Origin of the sequence: Streptococcus oralis, from assembly GCF_024399415.1 — a bacterium.
Classification (GTDB): Bacteria; Bacillota; Bacilli; order Lactobacillales; family Streptococcaceae; genus Streptococcus; species Streptococcus oralis_CS.
This window is the reverse complement of sequence record NZ_CP029257.1, coordinates 1415916-1434301: the sequence shown is the minus strand read 5'-3', so window position 1 is coordinate 1434301 and position 18386 is coordinate 1415916. Positions and strand designations below refer to the sequence as shown.

Here is an 18386-nt window from a genome sequence, read left to right as displayed (position 1 = left end):
TTCTATGAAAATTTTAATTGTAGAAGATGAAGAGATGATCCGTGAGGGGATCAGTGACTATTTGACGGATTGTGGTTATGAAACCATTGAGGCAGCAGACGGTCAGGAAGCTCTGGAAAAATTTTCCAGCTATGAAGTAGCCCTAGTTTTACTGGATATCCAGATGCCCAAGCTTAATGGCCTAGAAGTCCTAGCGGAGATTCGTAAGACCAGTCAGGTTCCTGTCCTGATGTTGACCGCCTTTCAGGATGAGGAATATAAGATGGGCGCCTTTGCATCTCTGGCAGACGGCTATCTGGAAAAACCCTTCTCCCTCTCCCTCTTAAAAGTGAGGGTAGACGCGATTTTCAAGCGCTACTACGATACAGGACGAGTCTTCTCCTATAAGGATACCAAGGTGGACTTTGAGAGTTACAGTGCAAGCCTCGCAGGTCAAGAAGTGGCTATCAATGCCAAAGAGTTGGAAATTCTGGATTATCTGGTGAAAAATGAAGGTCGTGCCTTGACCCGTTCTCAGATAATCGATGCTGTCTGGAAGGCGACAGATGAGGTTCCCTTTGATCGTGTCATTGATGTCTATATCAAGGAACTGCGGAAAAAGCTAGACTTGGATTGTATCCTCACTGTGCGCAATGTTGGTTATAAATTGGAGCGAAAATGAAACGAACAGGTTTATTTACAAAGATATTTATCTATACCTTCTCGATTTTTAGTGTTCTGGTTATTTGTCTTCATTTAGCCATTTATTTTCTCTTTCCCTCTACTTATCTGAGCCATCGTCAGGAAACCATTGGCCAAAAAGCGACTGCTATTGCCCAATCCCTAGACGGAAAAGATAGACAAAATATTGAACAAGTATTAGATTTGTATTCCCAGACCAGTGATATCAAAGGAGCTGTCAAGGGAGAGATGACCGAGGACAAGTTAGAAGTCAAGGACAATCTTCCTCTGGACACGGATCGCCAGACCACTTCTCTCTTTATCGAGGAGCGTGAGGTGAAAACGCAAGATGGTAGCACCATGACTCTCCAGTTTCTAGCTTCAATGGACTTGCAAAAAGAAGCAGAGCAGATCAGTCTCCAGTTTCTTCCCTATACCTTGCTAGCATCCTTTCTGATTTCCCTCTTGGTGGCCTACATCTATGCTCGTACCATTGTTGCCCCGATTTTGGAAATCAAGCGGGTGACCCGTCGGATGATGGATTTGGATGCCCAAGTGCGATTGCGCGTGGATTCTAAGGATGAGATTGGTGATCTCAAGGAACAAATCAATAGCCTTTACCAGCATCTCTTGACTGTCATTGCGGACTTGCATGAGAAGAATGAAGCCATTCTCCAGCTGGAGAAGATGAAAGTCGAGTTCCTACGAGGGGCCTCTCATGAGCTGAAAACCCCTCTGGCTAGTCTCAAAATCCTAATCGAAAATATGAAAGAAAATATCGGTCGTTATAAGGATAGAGACCACTATCTGGGAGTTGCCTTGGGGATTGTGGACGACCTCAGTCACCACGTTCTCCAGATACTTTCTCTCTCTTCTGTGCAGGAAATTCGAGAGGAGAAAGAAGAGGTTGATCTCCTTCAGATGACGCAAAGTCTGGTTAAGGATTATGCCTTGCTAGCTAAGGAGAGAGAACTTCATGTAGACATTAGCCTAACCCATCAGCAGGCTTACATAAACCCATCTGTCATGAGACTAATCCTATCGAATCTCATCAGCAATGCTATCAAGCACTCCACTCTAGGTGGCCTGGTCCGCATTGGCGAGAGAGAAGGAGAACTCTTTATCGAGAATAGCTGTAGTCCTGAAGAACAAGAAAAATTGGCCCAGTCTTTTTCTGGCAATGCTAGTCGCAAGGCCAAGGGTTCGGGGATGGGACTCTTTGTGGTCAAAAGTTTATTAGAACACGAGAAATTACCTTATCATTTTGAGATGCAAGATGATCGATTAACCTTCTTCATGCGTTATCCCAAAGTCACTCAGGACTAAGGAGAAGAAAGGGGTTACATTGATTGAGTTGGAAGAAATTCAATCTAAAGTATGGGAAAAACTAGCTTTTTTTATCAAAAAGTGATAAAATGAACAATGTAAATGGGATGTCCCAAAAAATATATAGGAGGCCTGACAAATGGCAATCGTTTCAGCAGAAAAATTTGTCCAAGCAGCTCGTGACAACGGTTATGCAGTTGGTGGATTTAACACAAACAACCTTGAGTGGACTCAAGCTATCTTGCGCGCAGCAGAAGCTAAAAAAGCTCCAGTTTTGATCCAAACTTCAATGGGTGCTGCTAAATACATGGGTGGTTACAAAGTTGCTCGCAACTTGATCGCTAACCTTGTTGAGTCAATGGGTATCACTGTACCAGTAGCTATCCACCTTGACCACGGTCACTACGAAGATGCACTTGAGTGTATCGAAGTTGGTTACACTTCAATCATGTTTGACGGTTCACACCTTCCAGTTGAAGAAAACCTTAAATTGGCTAAAGACGTTGTTGAAAAAGCACACGCTAAAGGTATCTCAGTAGAAGCTGAAGTTGGTACTATCGGTGGTGAAGAAGACGGTATCATCGGTAAAGGTGAATTGGCTCCAATCGAAGACGCTAAAGCAATGGTTGCAACTGGTATCGACTTCTTGGCAGCTGGTATCGGTAACATCCACGGTCCTTACCCAGCAAACTGGGAAGGTCTTGACCTTGACCACTTGAAGAAATTGACAGAAGCTCTTCCAGGCTTCCCAATCGTATTGCACGGTGGTTCAGGTATTCCTGATGACCAAATCCAAGCAGCTATCAAACTTGGTGTTGCGAAAGTTAACGTTAACACTGAATGCCAAATCGCATTCGCTAACGCAACTCGTAAATTTGCTCGTGACTACGAAGCAAACGAAGCAGAATACGACAAGAAAAAACTCTTCGACCCACGTAAATTCTTGGCTGACGGTGTAAAAGCTATCCAAGCATCAGTTGAAGAACGTATCGACGTATTCGGTTCAGAAGGTAAAGCATAATCTAGCTGAACAATACAGATGAAACCTGCCCATTGGGTGGGTTTTTTGTGTCTGGATATATAGCGAATATACTGTAGAAGAACCAATCTTAAGTTGCTAAAAGGTTCTATTTTTTGTACAATAATGCTATGAAAATACTGAAAAAATGGTTTCTTGGCATTCTTAGTTTCATTCTTTTGTTTTTACTCGCTACATTCATCTTTCACCGTATCAGTTTGGAAAAGGAAGAAGCCTCACTATCACCTATGGGACAACAAGTTCTTGTCAATGGACATCAAATAAATATTTACGTTGAAGGGGATGGACCTGAGACTATAGTAGTTCTCTCAGGTGCTGGTATTGCTTCTCCCATATTGGACTTTAAAAATGTATCGGAATCCTTATCGAAACGATATAAGGTAGTCATCGTGGAGCGAGCGGGATATGGTTATAGTGATGATAGCAATCATTCAAGAGATGTGATGGATGTTTTGTCTGAGACTCGCCAAGCTCTTTCCCAAGCAAATATCACAGGGCCGTTTATCATTCTGTCTCATTCCATGGCTAGTTTAGAGAGTCTGGCTTGGCGGGAGAAGTTTCCTGATGAAGTGAAAGCTTTGATTGGTTTAGATTGGGCATTGCCATCAAGTTATGAGAATTTAAAGCAAAATCAGACCTTACTCACTGTAGCATATTGGAGCAGCAATATTGGCTTATTACGCTACTTCCCTGAGTCCTTTTATATAAAAAATCAAACTTTGACCGAAAATGAACGAAAACAATATAAACTTCTAGCTTATAAGCAGTTGATGTCACAAGCCATGCTTCATGAATCCCAAACGGTAAAGGAAAATGCCAAGAAAGTTACTTCTAGCATCAATCCGAAAATTCCCACCTTACTACTAGTGTCTAACGGTGAAGGTACTAGTTTTAGCCAATCTGAGTGGCAACGTTATGCAGAGAGATTTGCAAGCGACCAGTCTAATGTTCAAGTCGTCTATATGGATGCGCCTCATGACCTCTATCATTATAAAAGTCATGAAATAGTTTCTCAGATTGAAGATTTTTTAAAGAGTAATTGATGGTTTAGAGATCATTTTAATTTTAGACTGATGACAATAATTGAAAGGTAATGACTTATGAATAATTCTTATATTTTACTTAGACATGCTCATTCAAAATTTTCAAGTGATGATTTTAATAGAACTTTGTCAGAAAAAGGATTTTTATCTCTTGACCAGTTAGAGTTTTTGAATTTTTTTAATATTGATTATTATTTTTCTAGTCCTTATAAACGAGCATTTGAAACGATTAATAGCTCGCCAATTCAATTTGATAAAATAGTTCTTGATAATCGGTTACGAGAGCGAAAATTATCTTCAACCTTTATAAAAGATTCTGAGTTTGAAGACAGTATTAAATATTTATGGCAAAATCCTAGTGAATCTCTTTCAGAAGGGGAATCAAATCAAGACGCACTAGCTAGAGTACTAAATTTTTTAATGGAATTGGAAGAGAGATACTCAGAAAAAACGATTTTACTTAGTTCACACGGGAATTTGATAGGAATACTACTAAATCACTTTGATTCCAGTTTTGATTATGAAAAATGGGAGCAAATGACCTTTCCAGATTGTTTTCTAATTGATAGAAATGGGATTGTGAAAAGAATTATGAAAGATTAGTTCTTTGATTAAATAGTGAATTATATTGATCAAAATAGTTTTCTTTTTACAGTTCGTAACCTGCCCAGTGGGCAGGGTTTTTTTAGTGTTCTAGGAAATTATCAAACCAGAATTTTGATTCAAAAGTATTATTTTAAGAGAGAAATCTCTAATTTCATAATCTATAGGCAAACGCTTGCATTCTAGTTTTTATTGGACTATAATAGGTTGGTATAAAGCCTTCTGTAGTAATAAAATGTAGAAGTTGTAGAAAGTAAGGATTTAGATATTTGTAGTCAAAAATACAATGTTGCTATTCCTTGCGATAGGGAGAGATTTATGGCAATGATAGAAGTGGAACATCTTCAGAAAAATTTTGTGAAGACAGTGAAGGAGCCGGGGTTAAAGGGAGCTTTGCGCTCCTTTATTCATCCTGAAAAGCAGACCTTTGAAGCGGTCAAGGATTTGACCTTTGAGGTTCCCAAGGGGCAGATTTTAGGCTTTATCGGGGCCAATGGTGCTGGGAAGTCGACAACCATCAAAATGCTGACAGGAATTTTAAAACCGACATCTGGTTTTTGTCGGATTAACGGCAAGATTCCACAGGACAATCGTCAAGACTATGTCAAGGATATCGGGGTTGTCTTTGGACAACGCACCCAGCTATGGTGGGATTTGGCACTGCAAGAGACCTATACGGTCTTGAAAGAGATATACGATGTGCCAGACTCGCTCTTTCATAAACGCATGGATTTTTTGAATGAAGTCTTGGATTTGAAGGAATTTATCAAGGATCCCGTGCGAACTCTTTCACTGGGGCAACGGATGAGGGCGGACATTGCGGCTTCCTTGCTTCACAATCCCAAGGTTCTCTTTTTAGATGAGCCGACCATTGGTTTGGATGTTTCGGTCAAGGACAATATTCGTCGGGCAATTACTCAGATCAATCAAGAGGAAGAAACAACCATTCTCTTGACCACTCACGACCTGAGCGACATTGAGCAACTCTGTGATCGAATTTTTATGATTGATAAGGGGCAAGAGATTTTTGATGGAACGGTTAGCCAGCTCAAGGAAACCTTTGGCAAGATGAAGACTCTTTCCTTTGAACTGCTACCAGGGCAAAGTCATCTTGTCTCTCACTATGAAGGCTCTTCGGATATGACCATTGATAGACAAGGAAACAGCCTCAATATTGAATTCGACAGTTCCCGCTACCAGTCGGCTGATATTATCAAGCAAACCCTGTCTGATTTTGAAATCCGCGATTTGAAGATGGTGGATACGGATATTGAGGATATTATCCGTCGCTTCTATCGAAAGGAGCTCTAAGATGGTCAAATTGTGGAGACGTTATAAACCCTTTATCAATGCAGGGATTCAGGAGTTGATTAGCTATCGAGTCAACTTTATTCTCTATCGGATTGGTGATGTCATGGGAGCTTTTGTGGCTTTCTATCTCTGGAAGGCGGTCTTTGATTCCTCGCAAGAGTCTTTGATTCAGGGCTTTAGCATGGCAGATATCACCCTTTACATCATCATGAGTTTTGTGACTAATCTTTTGACCAGGTCAGATAGCTCCTTTATGATTGGGGAGGAGGTCAAGGATGGTTCCATTATCATGCGTTTGTTGCGACCAGTGCATTTTGCGGCTTCTTACCTCTTTACAGAGCTTGGATCCAAGTGGTTGATTTTTATCTCTGTTGGACTGCCATTTTTAAGTGTCATTGTCTTGATGAAAATTTTATCTGGGCAAGGAATTGTAGAAGTACTGGGATTAACCATCCTTTATCTCTTTAGCTTAACCCTAGCCTACCTGATCAATTTTTTCTTTAATATCTGCTTTGGATTTTCAGCCTTTGTCTTTAAAAATCTATGGGGTTCCAATCTACTCAAGACTTCTATAGTGGCCTTTATGTCTGGAAGTCTGATTCCCTTGGCTTTCTTTCCAAAGATTGTTTCTGATATTTTGTCCTTCTTGCCTTTTTCATCTTTGATTTATACTCCAGTTATGATCATTGTTGGGAAATACGATGCCAGTCAGATTCTTCAGGCGCTTTTGCTACAGTTCTTCTGGCTCATAGTGATGGTGGGCTTGTCTCAGTTGATATGGAAACGAGTCCAGTCCTTTATCACTATTCAAGGAGGTTAGTATGAAAAAATATCAACGCATGCATTTGATTTTTATCAGACAATACATCAAGCAAATCATGGAATACAAGGTCGATTTTGTGGTGGGCGTGTTAGGAGTTTTTCTGACTCAAGGCCTGAACCTCTTGTTTCTCAATGTGCTCTTTCAACACATTCCTTCCTTAGAAGGCTGGACTTTTCAAGAAATCGCCTTTATCTATGGATTTTCCTTAATTCCCAAGGGACTAGATCATCTCTTTTTTGACAATCTCTGGGCTCTGGGGCAACGTTTGGTGCGAAAAGGAGAGTTTGACAAGTACCTGACGCGTCCTATCAATCCTCTCTTTCACATCTTGGTTGAGACCTTTCAGATTGATGCCTTGGGCGAACTATTGGTCGGTGGAATTTTACTAGCGACAACAGTATCAAGCATTGCTTGGACTCTTCCAAAATTCCTGATTTTTCTAGTCTGCATTCCTTTTGCGACCTTAATCTATACTTCCTTGAAAATCGCGACTGCCAGTATCGCTTTTTGGACCAAGCAGTCAGGCGCCATGATTTACATTTTTTATATGTTTAATGACTTTGCCAAGTATCCGATTTCCATTTATAATTCGCTTCTTCGTTGGTTGATTAGCTTTATCGTGCCTTTCGCCTTTACGGCCTACTATCCTGCCAGCTATTTCTTGCAGGACAAAGACGGGCTCTTTAACATTGGTGGGTTGATGTTGATTTCCCTTGTTTTCTTTGTTATTTCTTTAAAACTCTGGGATAGGGGCTTGGATGCCTACGAAAGTGCGGGTTCGTAAGAGATAAGATAGGATGAGAGTTAAAAATTAAATATGTTACAAACAACCGTTGAAAATTATAGCGGTTGTTTTTGCATGTTTATTAAGGCATAAATTCTATCCATACCCCTTTTTGCGATTTTGGTAGTTATTCCAGTTAATTGCTACTATTTTTGATGGTGTGAATGTGCTGATAATGTATCCCAGTTAACTACGAAAGTTTTGGGTTTATATTTTTTAATGTACATTAAAAAAAAAATTAATGCGTGTTAATTTTTCTTGACTTAAAATTTTTTAATTGATATACTATTTTTCAGAGAGCTAACAATTATATATAAATGTACTACTCTATCCCACTAGATAATACGTCATAAAACTTTTTATAACAAAGGCTAGCAAGGTTAAAGTTTTCTATCTATTGGGTTTAAAATAAAAAATGAAGGAATTATAATGAAAAAAAGTACGGTATTGTCATTAACTACTGCTGCAGTTATTTTAGCAGCATATGCCCCCAATGAGGTAATTTTAGCAGATGCACCTAGTTCTGAAGATGCTTTAAGAATTTCTGATAAAGAAAAAGTAGTAGCAGATGCACCTAGTTCTGAAGATGCTTTAAAAATTTCTGGTAAAGAAAAAGTAGTAGCAGATAAAGAAACAGAAAAAAATGAACAATCTGAAGAACTTCATAATGTTATAGAAACTTCAAAGGATACTGAGGAGAAGAAGACAACAGTTATTGAGGAAAAAGAAGTTGTTAGTAGAAAGCCTAAGATAGACAAAAAAACTAGTAACGAAGGAGCAAGTATCAAAGAAGACTCCAATCAATCCAAAGGAGATGATGCGAACTCATTTGTAAATAAAGATACAGAAAATCCTAAAAAAGAAGATAAACTTGTCTATATTGCTGAATTTAAAGATAAAGAATCTGGAGAAAAAGTAATTAAGGAACTATCCAATCTTGAGGATACAAAAGTTTTATATACCTATAATACGATTTTTAATGGCGCTGCCATTGAAACAACTCCAGATAATTTGGACAAAATTAAACAAATGGAAGGTGTTTCGTCGGTTGAACGATCACAAAAAGTCCAACCAATGATGAATCATGCCAGAAAGGAAATTGGAGTTGAGGAAGCTATTGATTACCTAAAGTCTATTAATGCTCCATTTGGGAAAAATTTTGATGGTAGAGGTATGGTCATTTCAAATATCGATACTGGAACAGATTATAGGCATAAGGCTATGAGGATCGATGATGATGCCAAAGACTCAATGAAATTTAAAAAAGAAGATTTAAAAGGCACTGATAAAAATTATTGGTTGAGTGATAAAATCCCTCATGCGTTCAATTATTATAATGGTGGTAAAATCACTGTAGAAAAATATGATGATGGTAGGGATTATTTTGACCCACATGGGATGCATATTGCAGGGATTCTTGCTGGAAATGATACTGAAAAAGATATCAAGAACTTTAATGGCATAGATGGAATTGCGCCTAATGCACAAATTTTCTCTTATAAAATGTACTCTGACGCAGGATCTGGGTTCGCGGGTGATGAAACAATGTTTCATGCTATTGAAGATTCGATCAAACACAATGTCGATGTTGTTTCGGTATCATCTGGCTTTACGGGAACAGGTCTTGTAGGCGAGAAATATTGGGAGGCTATTAGAGCATTAAGAAAAGCTGGAATCCCAATGGTTGTTGCTACAGGTAATTTTGCGACTTCTGCTTCAAGTTCTTCTTGGGATTTAGTAGCCAATAATAATCTGAAAATGACAGATACTGGAAATGTAACACGAACTGCCGCACATGAAGATGCGATAGCGGTCGCTTCTGCTAAAAATCAAACCATTGAGTTTGATAAGGTTAACATTGGAGGACAAAGTTTTAAATACAGAAATATAGGAGCTTTTTTCGATAAAAATAAAATCCTAACAAATGAGGATGGGTCAAAAACTCCAAATAAATTAAAATTTGTATATATAGGCAAAGGTCAAGACAAAGATTTGATAGGCTTGGATCTTAAGGGCAAAATTGCAGTAATGGATAGAATTTATACCAAGGATTTAAAAGATGCTTTTAAAAGAGCAACGGATAAAGGCGCACGTGCCATTATGGTTGTAAATACTGTAAATTACTACAATAGAGATAATTGGACAGACCTTCCAGCTATGGGATATGAAGCGGATGAAGGGACTACTAGTCAAGTATTTTCAATTTCAGGAGATGATGGTGTAAAATTATGGAACATGATTAACCCTGATAAAAAAACTGAAGTCAAAAGAAATAATAAGGAAGATTTTAAAGATAACTTAGAACAATACTATCCAATTGATATGGAAAGCTATAATTCTAATAAACCGAATGTAGGTGATGAAAAAGAAATTGACTTTAAATTTGCAGCTGACACAGACAAAGAACTTTATAAAGAAGATATTATAGTCCCAGCAGGGTCTACATCTTGGGGGCCAAGAACAGACTTGCTTTTAAAACCGGATGTTTCAGCACCTGGTAAAAATATTAAATCCACTCTAAATGTTATCAATGGTAAATCCACTTATGGTTATATGTCAGGAACTAGTATGGCAACTCCAATCGTAGCAGCTTCTACTGTTTTGATTCGACCAAAATTAAAGGAATTGCTTGAAAGACCTGTCTTGAAAAATCTTAAGGGAGATGACAAAATAGACCTTACAAGTCTTACAAAAATAGCTCTACAAAATACTGCAAGACCTATGATGGATGCAACCTCTTGGAAAGAAAAGAGTCAATACTTTGCATCACCTAGACAGCAGGGAGCGGGGCTAATTAATGTTGCCAACGCTTTGAGAAATGAAGTTGTAGCAACTTTCAAAAATACAGATTCTAAAGGTTTGGTAAATTCATATGGTTCCATTTCTCTTAAAGAAATAAAAGGTGATAAAAAATACTTTACAATTAAGCTTCACAATACCTCAAACAGACCTTTAACCTTTAAAGTTTCTGCATCAACTGTAACTACAGATGCTCTAACTGATAGGCTAAAACTCGATGAAACATATAAAGATGAAAAATCTCCGGACGGGAAGCAAATTGTTCCAGAAATTCACCCAGAAAAAGTCAAAGGAGCAAATATCACATTTGAGCATGATACTTTCACTATAGGTCCAAATTCCAGCTTTGATTTAAATGCGGTTATAAATGTTGGAGAAGCTAAAAACAAAAATAAATTTGTAGAATCATTTATTCATTTTGAGTCAGTGGAAGAAATGGAAGCTCTAAACTCCAACGGTAAGAAAAGAAACTTCCAACCTTCTTTGTCGATGCCTCTAATGGGATTTGCTGGGAATTGGAACCACGAACCAATCCTTGATAAATGGGCCTGGGAAGAAGGATCAAAATCAAAAGCAATGGAAGGTTATGATGATGATGGTAAACCAAAAATTCCAGGTACCTTAAATAAGGGGATTGGTGGAGAACATGGTATAGATAAATTTAATCCAGCAGGAGTTATCCAAAATAGAAAAGATAAAAATACAACATCCCTAGATCAAAATCCAGAATTATTTGCTTTCAATAACGAAGGAATCAACGCACCTTCATCAAGTGGCTCTAATATTGCTAAAATCTATCCTTTAGATTCAAATGGAAATCCTCAAGATGCTCAACTTGAGAGAGGATTAACGCCTTCTCCACTTGTATTAAGAAGTGCAGAAGAAGGGGTGATTTCAATAGTAAATACAAATAAAGAAGGAGAAAATCAAAAAGACTTAAAAGTCATTTCGAGAGAACACTTTATTAAAGGAATTTTAAACTCTAAAAGAAATGATGCAAAGGGCATTAAATCTTCTAAGCTAAAAGTTTGGGGTGACTTGAAATGGGATGGACTCATTTATAACCCTAGAGGTAGAGAAGAAAATGCCCCAGAAAGTAATGACAAAAAAGATCCTGCTACTAAGATACGAGGACAATTTGAACCGATTGCGGAAGGCCAATATTTCTATAAATTTAAATATAGATTAACCAAGGATTACCCATGGCAGGTTTCCTATATTCCTGTAAAAATTGATAACACCCCTCCAAAGATTGTTTCAATTGATTTTTCAAACCCTGGAAAAATTAAGTTAATTACAAAGGATACTTATCACAAGGTCAAAGAGCAATATAAGAATGAAACGCTATTTGCGAGAGATCAAAAAGAACATCCTGAAAAATTTGACGAGATTGCCAACGAAGTTTGGTATGCTGGGGCCGCTCTTGTTAATGAAGATGGAGAGGTTGAGAAAAATCTTGAAGTCACTTATGCAGGTGAGGGTCAAGGACGAAATAGAAAACTTGACAAAGACGGAAATACCATTTATGAAATTAAAGGTGCAGGAGATTTAAGAGGAAAAATCATTGAAGTGATTGCATTAGACGGTTCTAGCAATTTCACAAAGATTCATAGAATTAAATTTGCTGATCATGCTGATAAAAATGGGATGATTTCCTATTATCTAGTAGATCCTGATCAAGATTCATCTAAATACCAAAAGCTTGGCGAGATTTCCGAATCTAAATTTAAAAATTTAGAAAATAGAAAAGAGGATAGTCTTAAAAAAGATACAACTGAAGTAGAACATCATCAAGAAAATGAAGAGGCTACCGAAGAAAAATCTAGCTTGACTATTCATAAAACAATTTCAACAATTAGAGACTTTGAAAGCAAAGATTTAAAGAAACTCATTAAAAAGAAATTTAGAGAAGTTGATGACTTTACAAGTGAAACTGGTAAGAGAATAGAGGAATACGATTATAAATACGATGATAAGGGAAATATCATTGCTTATGACGATGGTAGTGCCTTAGAATATGAAACTGAAAAACTTGATGAAATCAAATCAAAAATTTATGGCATTCTAAACCCATCTAAAGATGGACACTTTGAAATTCTTGGAAAGATCAGTAATGTTTCTAAAAATGCCAAGGTATACTATGGAAATAACTATAAATCGATAGAAATCAAAACGACCAAGTATGATTCCCATTCAAAAACGATGACATTTGATTTATACGCTAATATTAATGATATTGTGGATGGATTAGCTTTTGCAGGAGATATGAGGTTTTTTGTCAAAGATGATGGTCAGATAAAAGCTGAAACTAAAATTAGAATGCCTGAAAAAAATAAGGAAACTAAAGCAGAATATCCGTATGCATCAAGTTATGGGAATGTAATAGAATTAGGAGAAGGAGATCTTTCAAAAAATAAACCAAATAATTTAACGGACATGGAATCTGGTAAAATCTATTCTGATTCAGAAAAACAACAATATCTATTAAAGGATAACATCATTCTGAGAAAAGGCTATGCACTAAAAGTGACTACCTATAATCCTGGAAAAACGGATATGTTAGAAGGGAATGGAGTCTATAACAAGGAAGATATAGCAAAAATCCAAAAGGCCAATCCTAATCTAAGAGTTTTATCAGAAACAACAATTTATGCTGATAGTAGAAATGTTGAAGATGGAAGAAGTACTCAATCAGTATTAATGTCGGCTTTGGACGGCTTTAACATTGTAAGGTATCAAGTGTTTACATTTAAAATGAATGATAAAGGGGAGGCAATCGATAACGATGGAAATCTTGTGACAGATCCTTCTAAACTTGTATTATTTGGTAAGGATGGTAAAGAGTACACAGGAGAGGATAAGTCCAATGTAGAAGCTATAAAAGAAGATGGCTCTACGTTATTTATTGATGCAAAACCAGTAAATCTTTCAATGGACAAGAACTACTTTAATCCATCTAAAACTAATAAAATTTATGTACGAAATCCAGAATTTTATTTAAGAGGTAAGATTTCTGATAAGGGTAGTTTTAACTGGGAGTTGAGAGTTAATGAATCGGTTGTAGATAATTATTTAATCTACGGAGATTTACACATTGATAACACTAGAGATTTTAACATTAAGCTTAATGTTAAAGACGGTGACATCATGGACTGGGGGATGAAAGACTATAAAGCAAACGGATTCCCAGATAAGGTAACAGATATGGATGGAAATGTTTATCTTCAAACTGGCTATAGCGATTTGAATGCGAAAGCGGTTGGAGTACATTATCAATTTTTATATGATAATGTCAAACCAGAAGTAAAGATTGATCCAAAAGGAAATACTAGTATCGAATATGCTAATGGAAAATCTGTAGTCTTTAACATCAATGATAAAAGAAATAATGGATTCGATGGTGAGATTCAAGAACAACATATTTATGTTAATGGAAAAGAATACAAATCATTTGATGATATTAAACAACTAACAGATAAGACACTAAACATTAAGATTGTTGTAAAAGATTTCGCAAGAAATACAACCGTAAAAGAATTCATTTTAAACAAAGATACGGGAGAGGTAAGCGAATTAAAACCTCATACGGTGACTGTGACAATTCAAAATGGAAAAGAAATGAGTTCAACGATAGTGTCGGAAGAAGATTTTATGTTACCTGTCTATATGGGTGAATTAGAAAAAGGATACCAATTTGATGGTTGGGAAATTTCTGGTTTCGAAGGGAAAAAAGACGCTGGCTATGTTCTTAATCTATCAAAAGATACCTTTATAAAACCTGTATTCAAGAAAATAGAGGAGAAAAAGGAGGAGGAAAATAAACCTACTTTTGATGTATCGAAAAAGAAAGAAAAAACACAATCTAATTCAACTAATGATGTCAACAGTATTGTTTCTGATGAAAATGATAAAAACTTTGAAATTAACAAGAACATTTATCTAAATGAACAAGGAAACTTAACTAATAAAAATATCAACATCAATAGTAAATCAACTAGTAACAATCCTAATGAGTTGCCAAAAACCGGAACAGCAAGCGGAGCCCAGACACTATTAGCTGCCGGAATCATGTTTATAGTAGGAGCTTTTCTTGGATTGAAGAGAAAAAATAAAGATTAAGACAAAAGCTATAGAAAAAATGGTTTATGTACTGAGATTAGATAGTGAGGTGATGACATAGTTTTGTGAAAGTATTGATTTATAAATATATTATTTAGATTTCTATGAAAATGGGAGATTTAATAGAGATATATGTAAAAGCCTTGTCTCAGGACAGGCTTTTTCTAATGGAGATAAAAATTTCTTGACATCTATTCTCAGAGTGCTATACTAAAAGGGTAATCGCCGATTTAGCTCAGTTGGTAGAGCAACGCACTCGTAACGCGTAGGTCACAGGTTCAAGCCCTGCAATCGGCAGAATCAAGAAGTCCAAACGGGCTTCTTTTTTTGTAAATATAGGAAAGGTGGAACGTTTGAGATAGGTTCTATTTAACGTCAGAAACTCCTACTTATAAATTAAAACTAAAATTTATATTTTGTGGTATAATATATTTTAATAAGCACTTGTTTTCGTTCCGTTTTAGAGGACTATAGGCTGTTAATTATTCTAGAAATTTTTGCTTTGATTTTTTTAAAAAGTCATAAAAGTTCATGGATAGTAACGAATGAAGTCTCGCAAACTTGGCTGAATATAAATCAAAAAGGAGAAAATTATGAATAAGAAAGAACGGGAAAGACAATTTGAAGAGATTAACGGACGTAAGCGGTCAGAATCAAAGTTGACTCCAAATAAAAAAATAAAAATCTATATTGGCATAGCACTCGCTGTTTTAGTCACTCTTATCTTGGTAAGTATTTTCTCATATTTTCTGATTGTAAAGAAAGAGTCAAATCAAGCATCGTCTGCTGTTTCAACTACAGAGTCAACAAGTCAATCGTCTACAAGCCAAGGAAAGACAGATGAGACTGATAAGGATAAACAAGAGGAAATTCAGAAACTCAAGGATCAACTGACTGCTTTAGATACCAAAATTACGGAAGCAGAAGCATTTGTTAGCAAGTTCAAGAAAGAAACTGCTGTTCCAAAATTAGATATTGAAGCAATTAAGAACAATGACTTGTCTAGTTTAGAAGGTACTTGGCGTAGTCAATCTGGTAATGAATACATTATTAATGATTCTGGAGAAGTACGTGCGACTTGGTTTACAAATGATCAAAAGTACGAATCTGTAGTTGGATTAAAGGTATCAAAAGGACAAGATAATCGTAACCCTGAGACAGCGTCTATCAGTGCATGGGTAAAAGATTCTGTTGCTGGAGGATTTGTAATAGTAGCTGTGCCAAGTGGAGTCGTTATGCAACCTGCTGATGACGGAAAGATTACGGATAAAAGCAATCATACTGAGGAAAGACTACTTTCAGGACAAGATTATGGGTCTATGTTAATGAAACCAGAAAATGTTTATTATCGTGTGAAACCAGATACCAGTAAACTTGAGGAAGCAGAAAAGAACTTAGCTCAACTACAAGCAGACCGTGAATCAATCAAATCTTCTCTAGAGCCAAAGGAAAAGAAAAACTAGATGGTATTCGTTCAAAAATACTGTTACAATCGGCAGAATCAAGAAGCCCATTAGTGCTTCTTTTTCTTTTGTTACAAATATTCAACCACTTAGACAGAGATATTGACCAGATAGGCAAAAGGGCTTGTTCTTGAAAAATTCCTCTGCTATAATGGTTCATGTAAGGGGCGTGAGGGGTCAGTATCAGACAACTCAAGAACCTAAAAAAGAAAATGGAGACAAAAAAATGAAAAAATTATTAGGACTTGTATTTTTAGTAGCAGCAGCGCTAGTATTGTATTTCGGTTCTGTTGGATGGCCAAGTTTGGATGTCAACCTCTGGTCACTCATTCCGGTAGGATTGTTCCTCTATTTCACACTAGAAAACTTTTTGAAAAAAGATTACAAGGCTAGTCTGATGTGCTTGATCATTGCCTTTATCATCGCAAATGCTATTTTTGATCTTTTGCCAATTTCAAGTGGTTTGGTGATTGGTGCTGGTGTGCTAGCTTGTGTAGGAATTGGCTACCTCTTTCCTGATAAGGATAAAAAAGAAGATAAATAAAAAGTCTCGAGATTTCTCGAGACTTTTTTTATCGACCAGCGTAATATTTTTGGATCCCCTTTACGATGCCTGCGACCAGTTTGTCTTGGTAGTGGCTATCTCTGATTTGTTGGTTTTCGGAGAAATTATCCATATATCCAAGCTCTAGGAGAACGGCTGGTTTGGCGGTTTCGCGTAGTACGGCATAGCTGCTCTCCAACAGGCCAGCATCCTTGGCTCCTGTTTCTGCTAGAAGAGAGGAGTGGATGGCAGCGGCGAGGCGTTTGCTTTCACTCATACGATCAGGGTGATTGTGCCAGTATTTATTAATCTTACTTGGATAATCAGGTTCATCGCTATAGGAGTAGGTTTGAATACCGCTCGCTTTTGAGTAGGTATTACCAGTAGCGTTGAAGTGAATACTGATAAAAATATCAGAGTTGGTCTTATTAACCATACGAGAACGTTCGGTAACAAAATCAACGTCAATATCACTATCACGAGAAGTGAGGACCTTGTAGCCTAGTTCTTCTAACTTAGTACGAAGCTTACGGTAAATCTGCATGTTGAGATCTTTTTCAGCTACATTGTAGTAAAAGGCACCTGAATCTCGACCACCGTGTCCAGGATCTAGGAAGATGGTATTGCTGTATAGTCCTTTTGTAAATCCACCTTCAGTTGAAACTTCAGAAATCCATTGGCCGTATTTTTGGAACAGGTGTTCCTTACCGTCTATCTTGTAAGTTCCTGAAACATAATGCCCATTATCATCTAGGTAGTAGCGTGCTTTGTCAGAGTTATCGTAAATCCATTCGCTCTTTGCCATGTAACCACCTGACTTGAGGTAGTATGCTCCAATCCACTCCTGATTTGCATAACGGCCATCCGCTTTTAGATAGAACCAGCTCTTGTAGGCTTTATCGAAGATCCACTCATTCTCCGCCATGGCTCCACTGGTTTTAAGGTAGTAGCTTTCTTTCCATTTGTCTGCTAGCATTCCACCATTCTGGTCAAATGAGTACCAGGAACCTTGAATCTTTTGCCAGTTGTCTTGGATATATCTCCCTGACCCGTTCGCATAGAACCAAGTATCCTTGATTTTGACCCAGTTGTTTTCTGCCATAGCTCCACTCTGGTTGAAGAGGTAGCCCTTGAAGGTTGTCGCACTCAGCATTCCACCGTCTTTGTCAAAGTAATACCAAGAACCGTTGACTTTCTCCCATTTATCCTGCGAGATCTTTCCAGAAGGAGCGACATAGTACCAAATTTGATCTAATTTTGTCCAGCCCTTTTCCGCCATAGCCCCGCTTTTTGTGAGCAGATAGCCGTCAACGGCAGTGTTGCTGAGCATGCTTCCAGTTTGGTCAAAATAGTACCAAGAACCATTGATTTTTTTCCAAGTGTTCAGAGCTAGTCGTCCAGAAGGATCAGCATAGTACCATTGATTGTCCAGTTTGGTCCAGCTATTTTCTATCATGACACCATCTTGGTCAAAGGCATAACCTTTGTAGATAGTAGAATGAAGACGATTACCATCTTGATCGAAGTAGTACCATTTGCCTTGGATTTGTTTCCAGTTCAAAGCAGGTTTATCATCTTGGTAAAAACGCCAGTGGTGATTTTCTTGGTACCATCCTTCTTTTTTGGGCTTGTCTTCTTGCACATTTACTTTCGGAAGAACTTCTGATTTAGAGTTTTCCTCAACACTCGATTCCTTCTTTTCTTCTTTGGCAATTGCTTCCTTGACAGCAGATGTGGATTGAGTAGTGTTTTCTTCTCCTAAGACGGATGCGGGTGCTAATCCTGCGATTGAAAGGATTAAAGCACTGGTCAGTAGTATCTTTTTCACTTTTTATTTCCTAACTTTTTCTTTTCTCTTTTTCATTTTTCCTA

Annotated in this window: 12 protein-coding genes and 1 tRNA gene; 12 read left to right on the top strand and 1 reads right to left on the bottom strand. The window is 37.3% G+C overall.

Going from position 1 to position 18386, the window contains the following annotated elements; genetic code table 11:
• Nucleotides 1-4: 4 nt before the first annotated feature.
• From vncR to DG474_RS06955, 12 genes are all read left to right on the top strand, one after another.
• Nucleotides 5-661: a response regulator transcription factor gene (gene vncR, locus DG474_RS07010; protein ID WP_247920372.1), complete on the top strand. Its 657-nt coding sequence runs from the start codon at nt 5-7 to the stop codon at nt 659-661.
• On the top strand, nt 658-1986 hold the full coding sequence (gene vncS, locus DG474_RS07005) for a sensor histidine kinase VncS (RefSeq protein WP_255777809.1): 1329 nt from the start codon (nt 658-660) through the stop codon (nt 1984-1986). The genes vncR and vncS overlap by 4 nt, the downstream gene beginning before the upstream one ends.
• 139 nt (nt 1987-2125) lie before the next feature.
• A complete protein-coding gene (locus tag DG474_RS07000) occupies nt 2126-3007 on the top strand; it encodes a class II fructose-bisphosphate aldolase (RefSeq protein WP_001018995.1) in 882 nt (293 codons plus the stop codon).
• 128 nt (nt 3008-3135) lie between these two features.
• Nucleotides 3136-4068, top strand: coding sequence for an alpha/beta fold hydrolase (locus DG474_RS06995; protein ID WP_255777806.1), 933 nt, complete (start codon nt 3136-3138; stop codon nt 4066-4068).
• A 57-nt stretch (nt 4069-4125) separates the two neighbouring features.
• Complete coding sequence (locus tag DG474_RS06990; RefSeq protein ID WP_247925570.1) at nt 4126-4671, top strand: histidine phosphatase family protein; 546 nt, start codon at nt 4126-4128, stop codon at nt 4669-4671.
• Between the two features lie 318 nt (nt 4672-4989).
• Complete coding sequence (locus DG474_RS06985; RefSeq protein ID WP_070569110.1) at nt 4990-5982, top strand: ABC transporter ATP-binding protein; 993 nt, start codon at nt 4990-4992, stop codon at nt 5980-5982.
• Nucleotide 5983: 1 nt separating this feature from the next.
• Nucleotides 5984-6802 (top strand): ABC transporter permease, encoded by an 819-nt coding sequence (locus DG474_RS06980; RefSeq protein WP_070569106.1) that lies wholly within the window; start codon nt 5984-5986, stop codon nt 6800-6802.
• A 1-nt stretch (nt 6803) separates the two neighbouring features.
• Nucleotides 6804-7589: an ABC transporter permease gene (locus DG474_RS06975; protein WP_049520929.1), complete on the top strand. Its 786-nt coding sequence runs from the start codon at nt 6804-6806 to the stop codon at nt 7587-7589.
• A 429-nt stretch (nt 7590-8018) separates the two neighbouring features.
• Nucleotides 8019-14507: a S8 family peptidase gene (locus tag DG474_RS06970; RefSeq protein ID WP_255777802.1), complete on the top strand. Its 6489-nt coding sequence runs from the start codon at nt 8019-8021 to the stop codon at nt 14505-14507.
• A gap of 224 nt (nt 14508-14731) precedes the next feature.
• A tRNA-Thr gene (locus DG474_RS06965) sits at nt 14732-14804 on the top strand.
• A 296-nt stretch (nt 14805-15100) separates the two neighbouring features.
• A complete protein-coding gene (locus tag DG474_RS06960) occupies nt 15101-15970 on the top strand; it encodes a DUF6287 domain-containing protein (protein WP_049518940.1) in 870 nt (289 codons plus the stop codon).
• Nucleotides 15971-16196: 226 nt separating this feature from the next.
• Nucleotides 16197-16514, top strand: coding sequence for a hypothetical protein (locus DG474_RS06955; RefSeq protein ID WP_042902605.1), 318 nt, complete (start codon nt 16197-16199; stop codon nt 16512-16514).
• Nucleotides 16515-16542: 28 nt separating this feature from the next.
• Here the strand turns inward: DG474_RS06955 and DG474_RS06950 are convergent, their stop codons facing one another.
• Nucleotides 16543-18342 (bottom strand): N-acetylmuramoyl-L-alanine amidase, encoded by a 1800-nt coding sequence (locus DG474_RS06950; protein ID WP_049518941.1) that lies wholly within the window; start codon nt 18340-18342, stop codon nt 16543-16545.
• Between the last annotated feature and the right edge of the window lie 44 nt (nt 18343-18386).

Coding starts and splice junctions, on each gene's coding strand:
- vncR (WP_247920372.1), top strand. CDS start 5: ATGAAAATTTTAATTGTAGAAGATGAAGAGATGATCCGTGAGGGGATC.
- vncS (WP_255777809.1), top strand. CDS start 658: ATGAAACGAACAGGTTTATTTACAAAGATATTTATCTATACCTTCTCG.
- DG474_RS07000 (WP_001018995.1), top strand. CDS start 2,126: ATGGCAATCGTTTCAGCAGAAAAATTTGTCCAAGCAGCTCGTGACAAC.
- DG474_RS06995 (WP_255777806.1), top strand. CDS start 3,136: ATGAAAATACTGAAAAAATGGTTTCTTGGCATTCTTAGTTTCATTCTT.
- DG474_RS06990 (WP_247925570.1), top strand. CDS start 4,126: ATGAATAATTCTTATATTTTACTTAGACATGCTCATTCAAAATTTTCA.
- DG474_RS06985 (WP_070569110.1), top strand. CDS start 4,990: ATGGCAATGATAGAAGTGGAACATCTTCAGAAAAATTTTGTGAAGACA.
- DG474_RS06980 (WP_070569106.1), top strand. CDS start 5,984: ATGGTCAAATTGTGGAGACGTTATAAACCCTTTATCAATGCAGGGATT.
- DG474_RS06975 (WP_049520929.1), top strand. CDS start 6,804: ATGAAAAAATATCAACGCATGCATTTGATTTTTATCAGACAATACATC.
- DG474_RS06970 (WP_255777802.1), top strand. CDS start 8,019: ATGAAAAAAAGTACGGTATTGTCATTAACTACTGCTGCAGTTATTTTA.
- DG474_RS06960 (WP_049518940.1), top strand. CDS start 15,101: ATGAATAAGAAAGAACGGGAAAGACAATTTGAAGAGATTAACGGACGT.
- DG474_RS06955 (WP_042902605.1), top strand. CDS start 16,197: ATGAAAAAATTATTAGGACTTGTATTTTTAGTAGCAGCAGCGCTAGTA.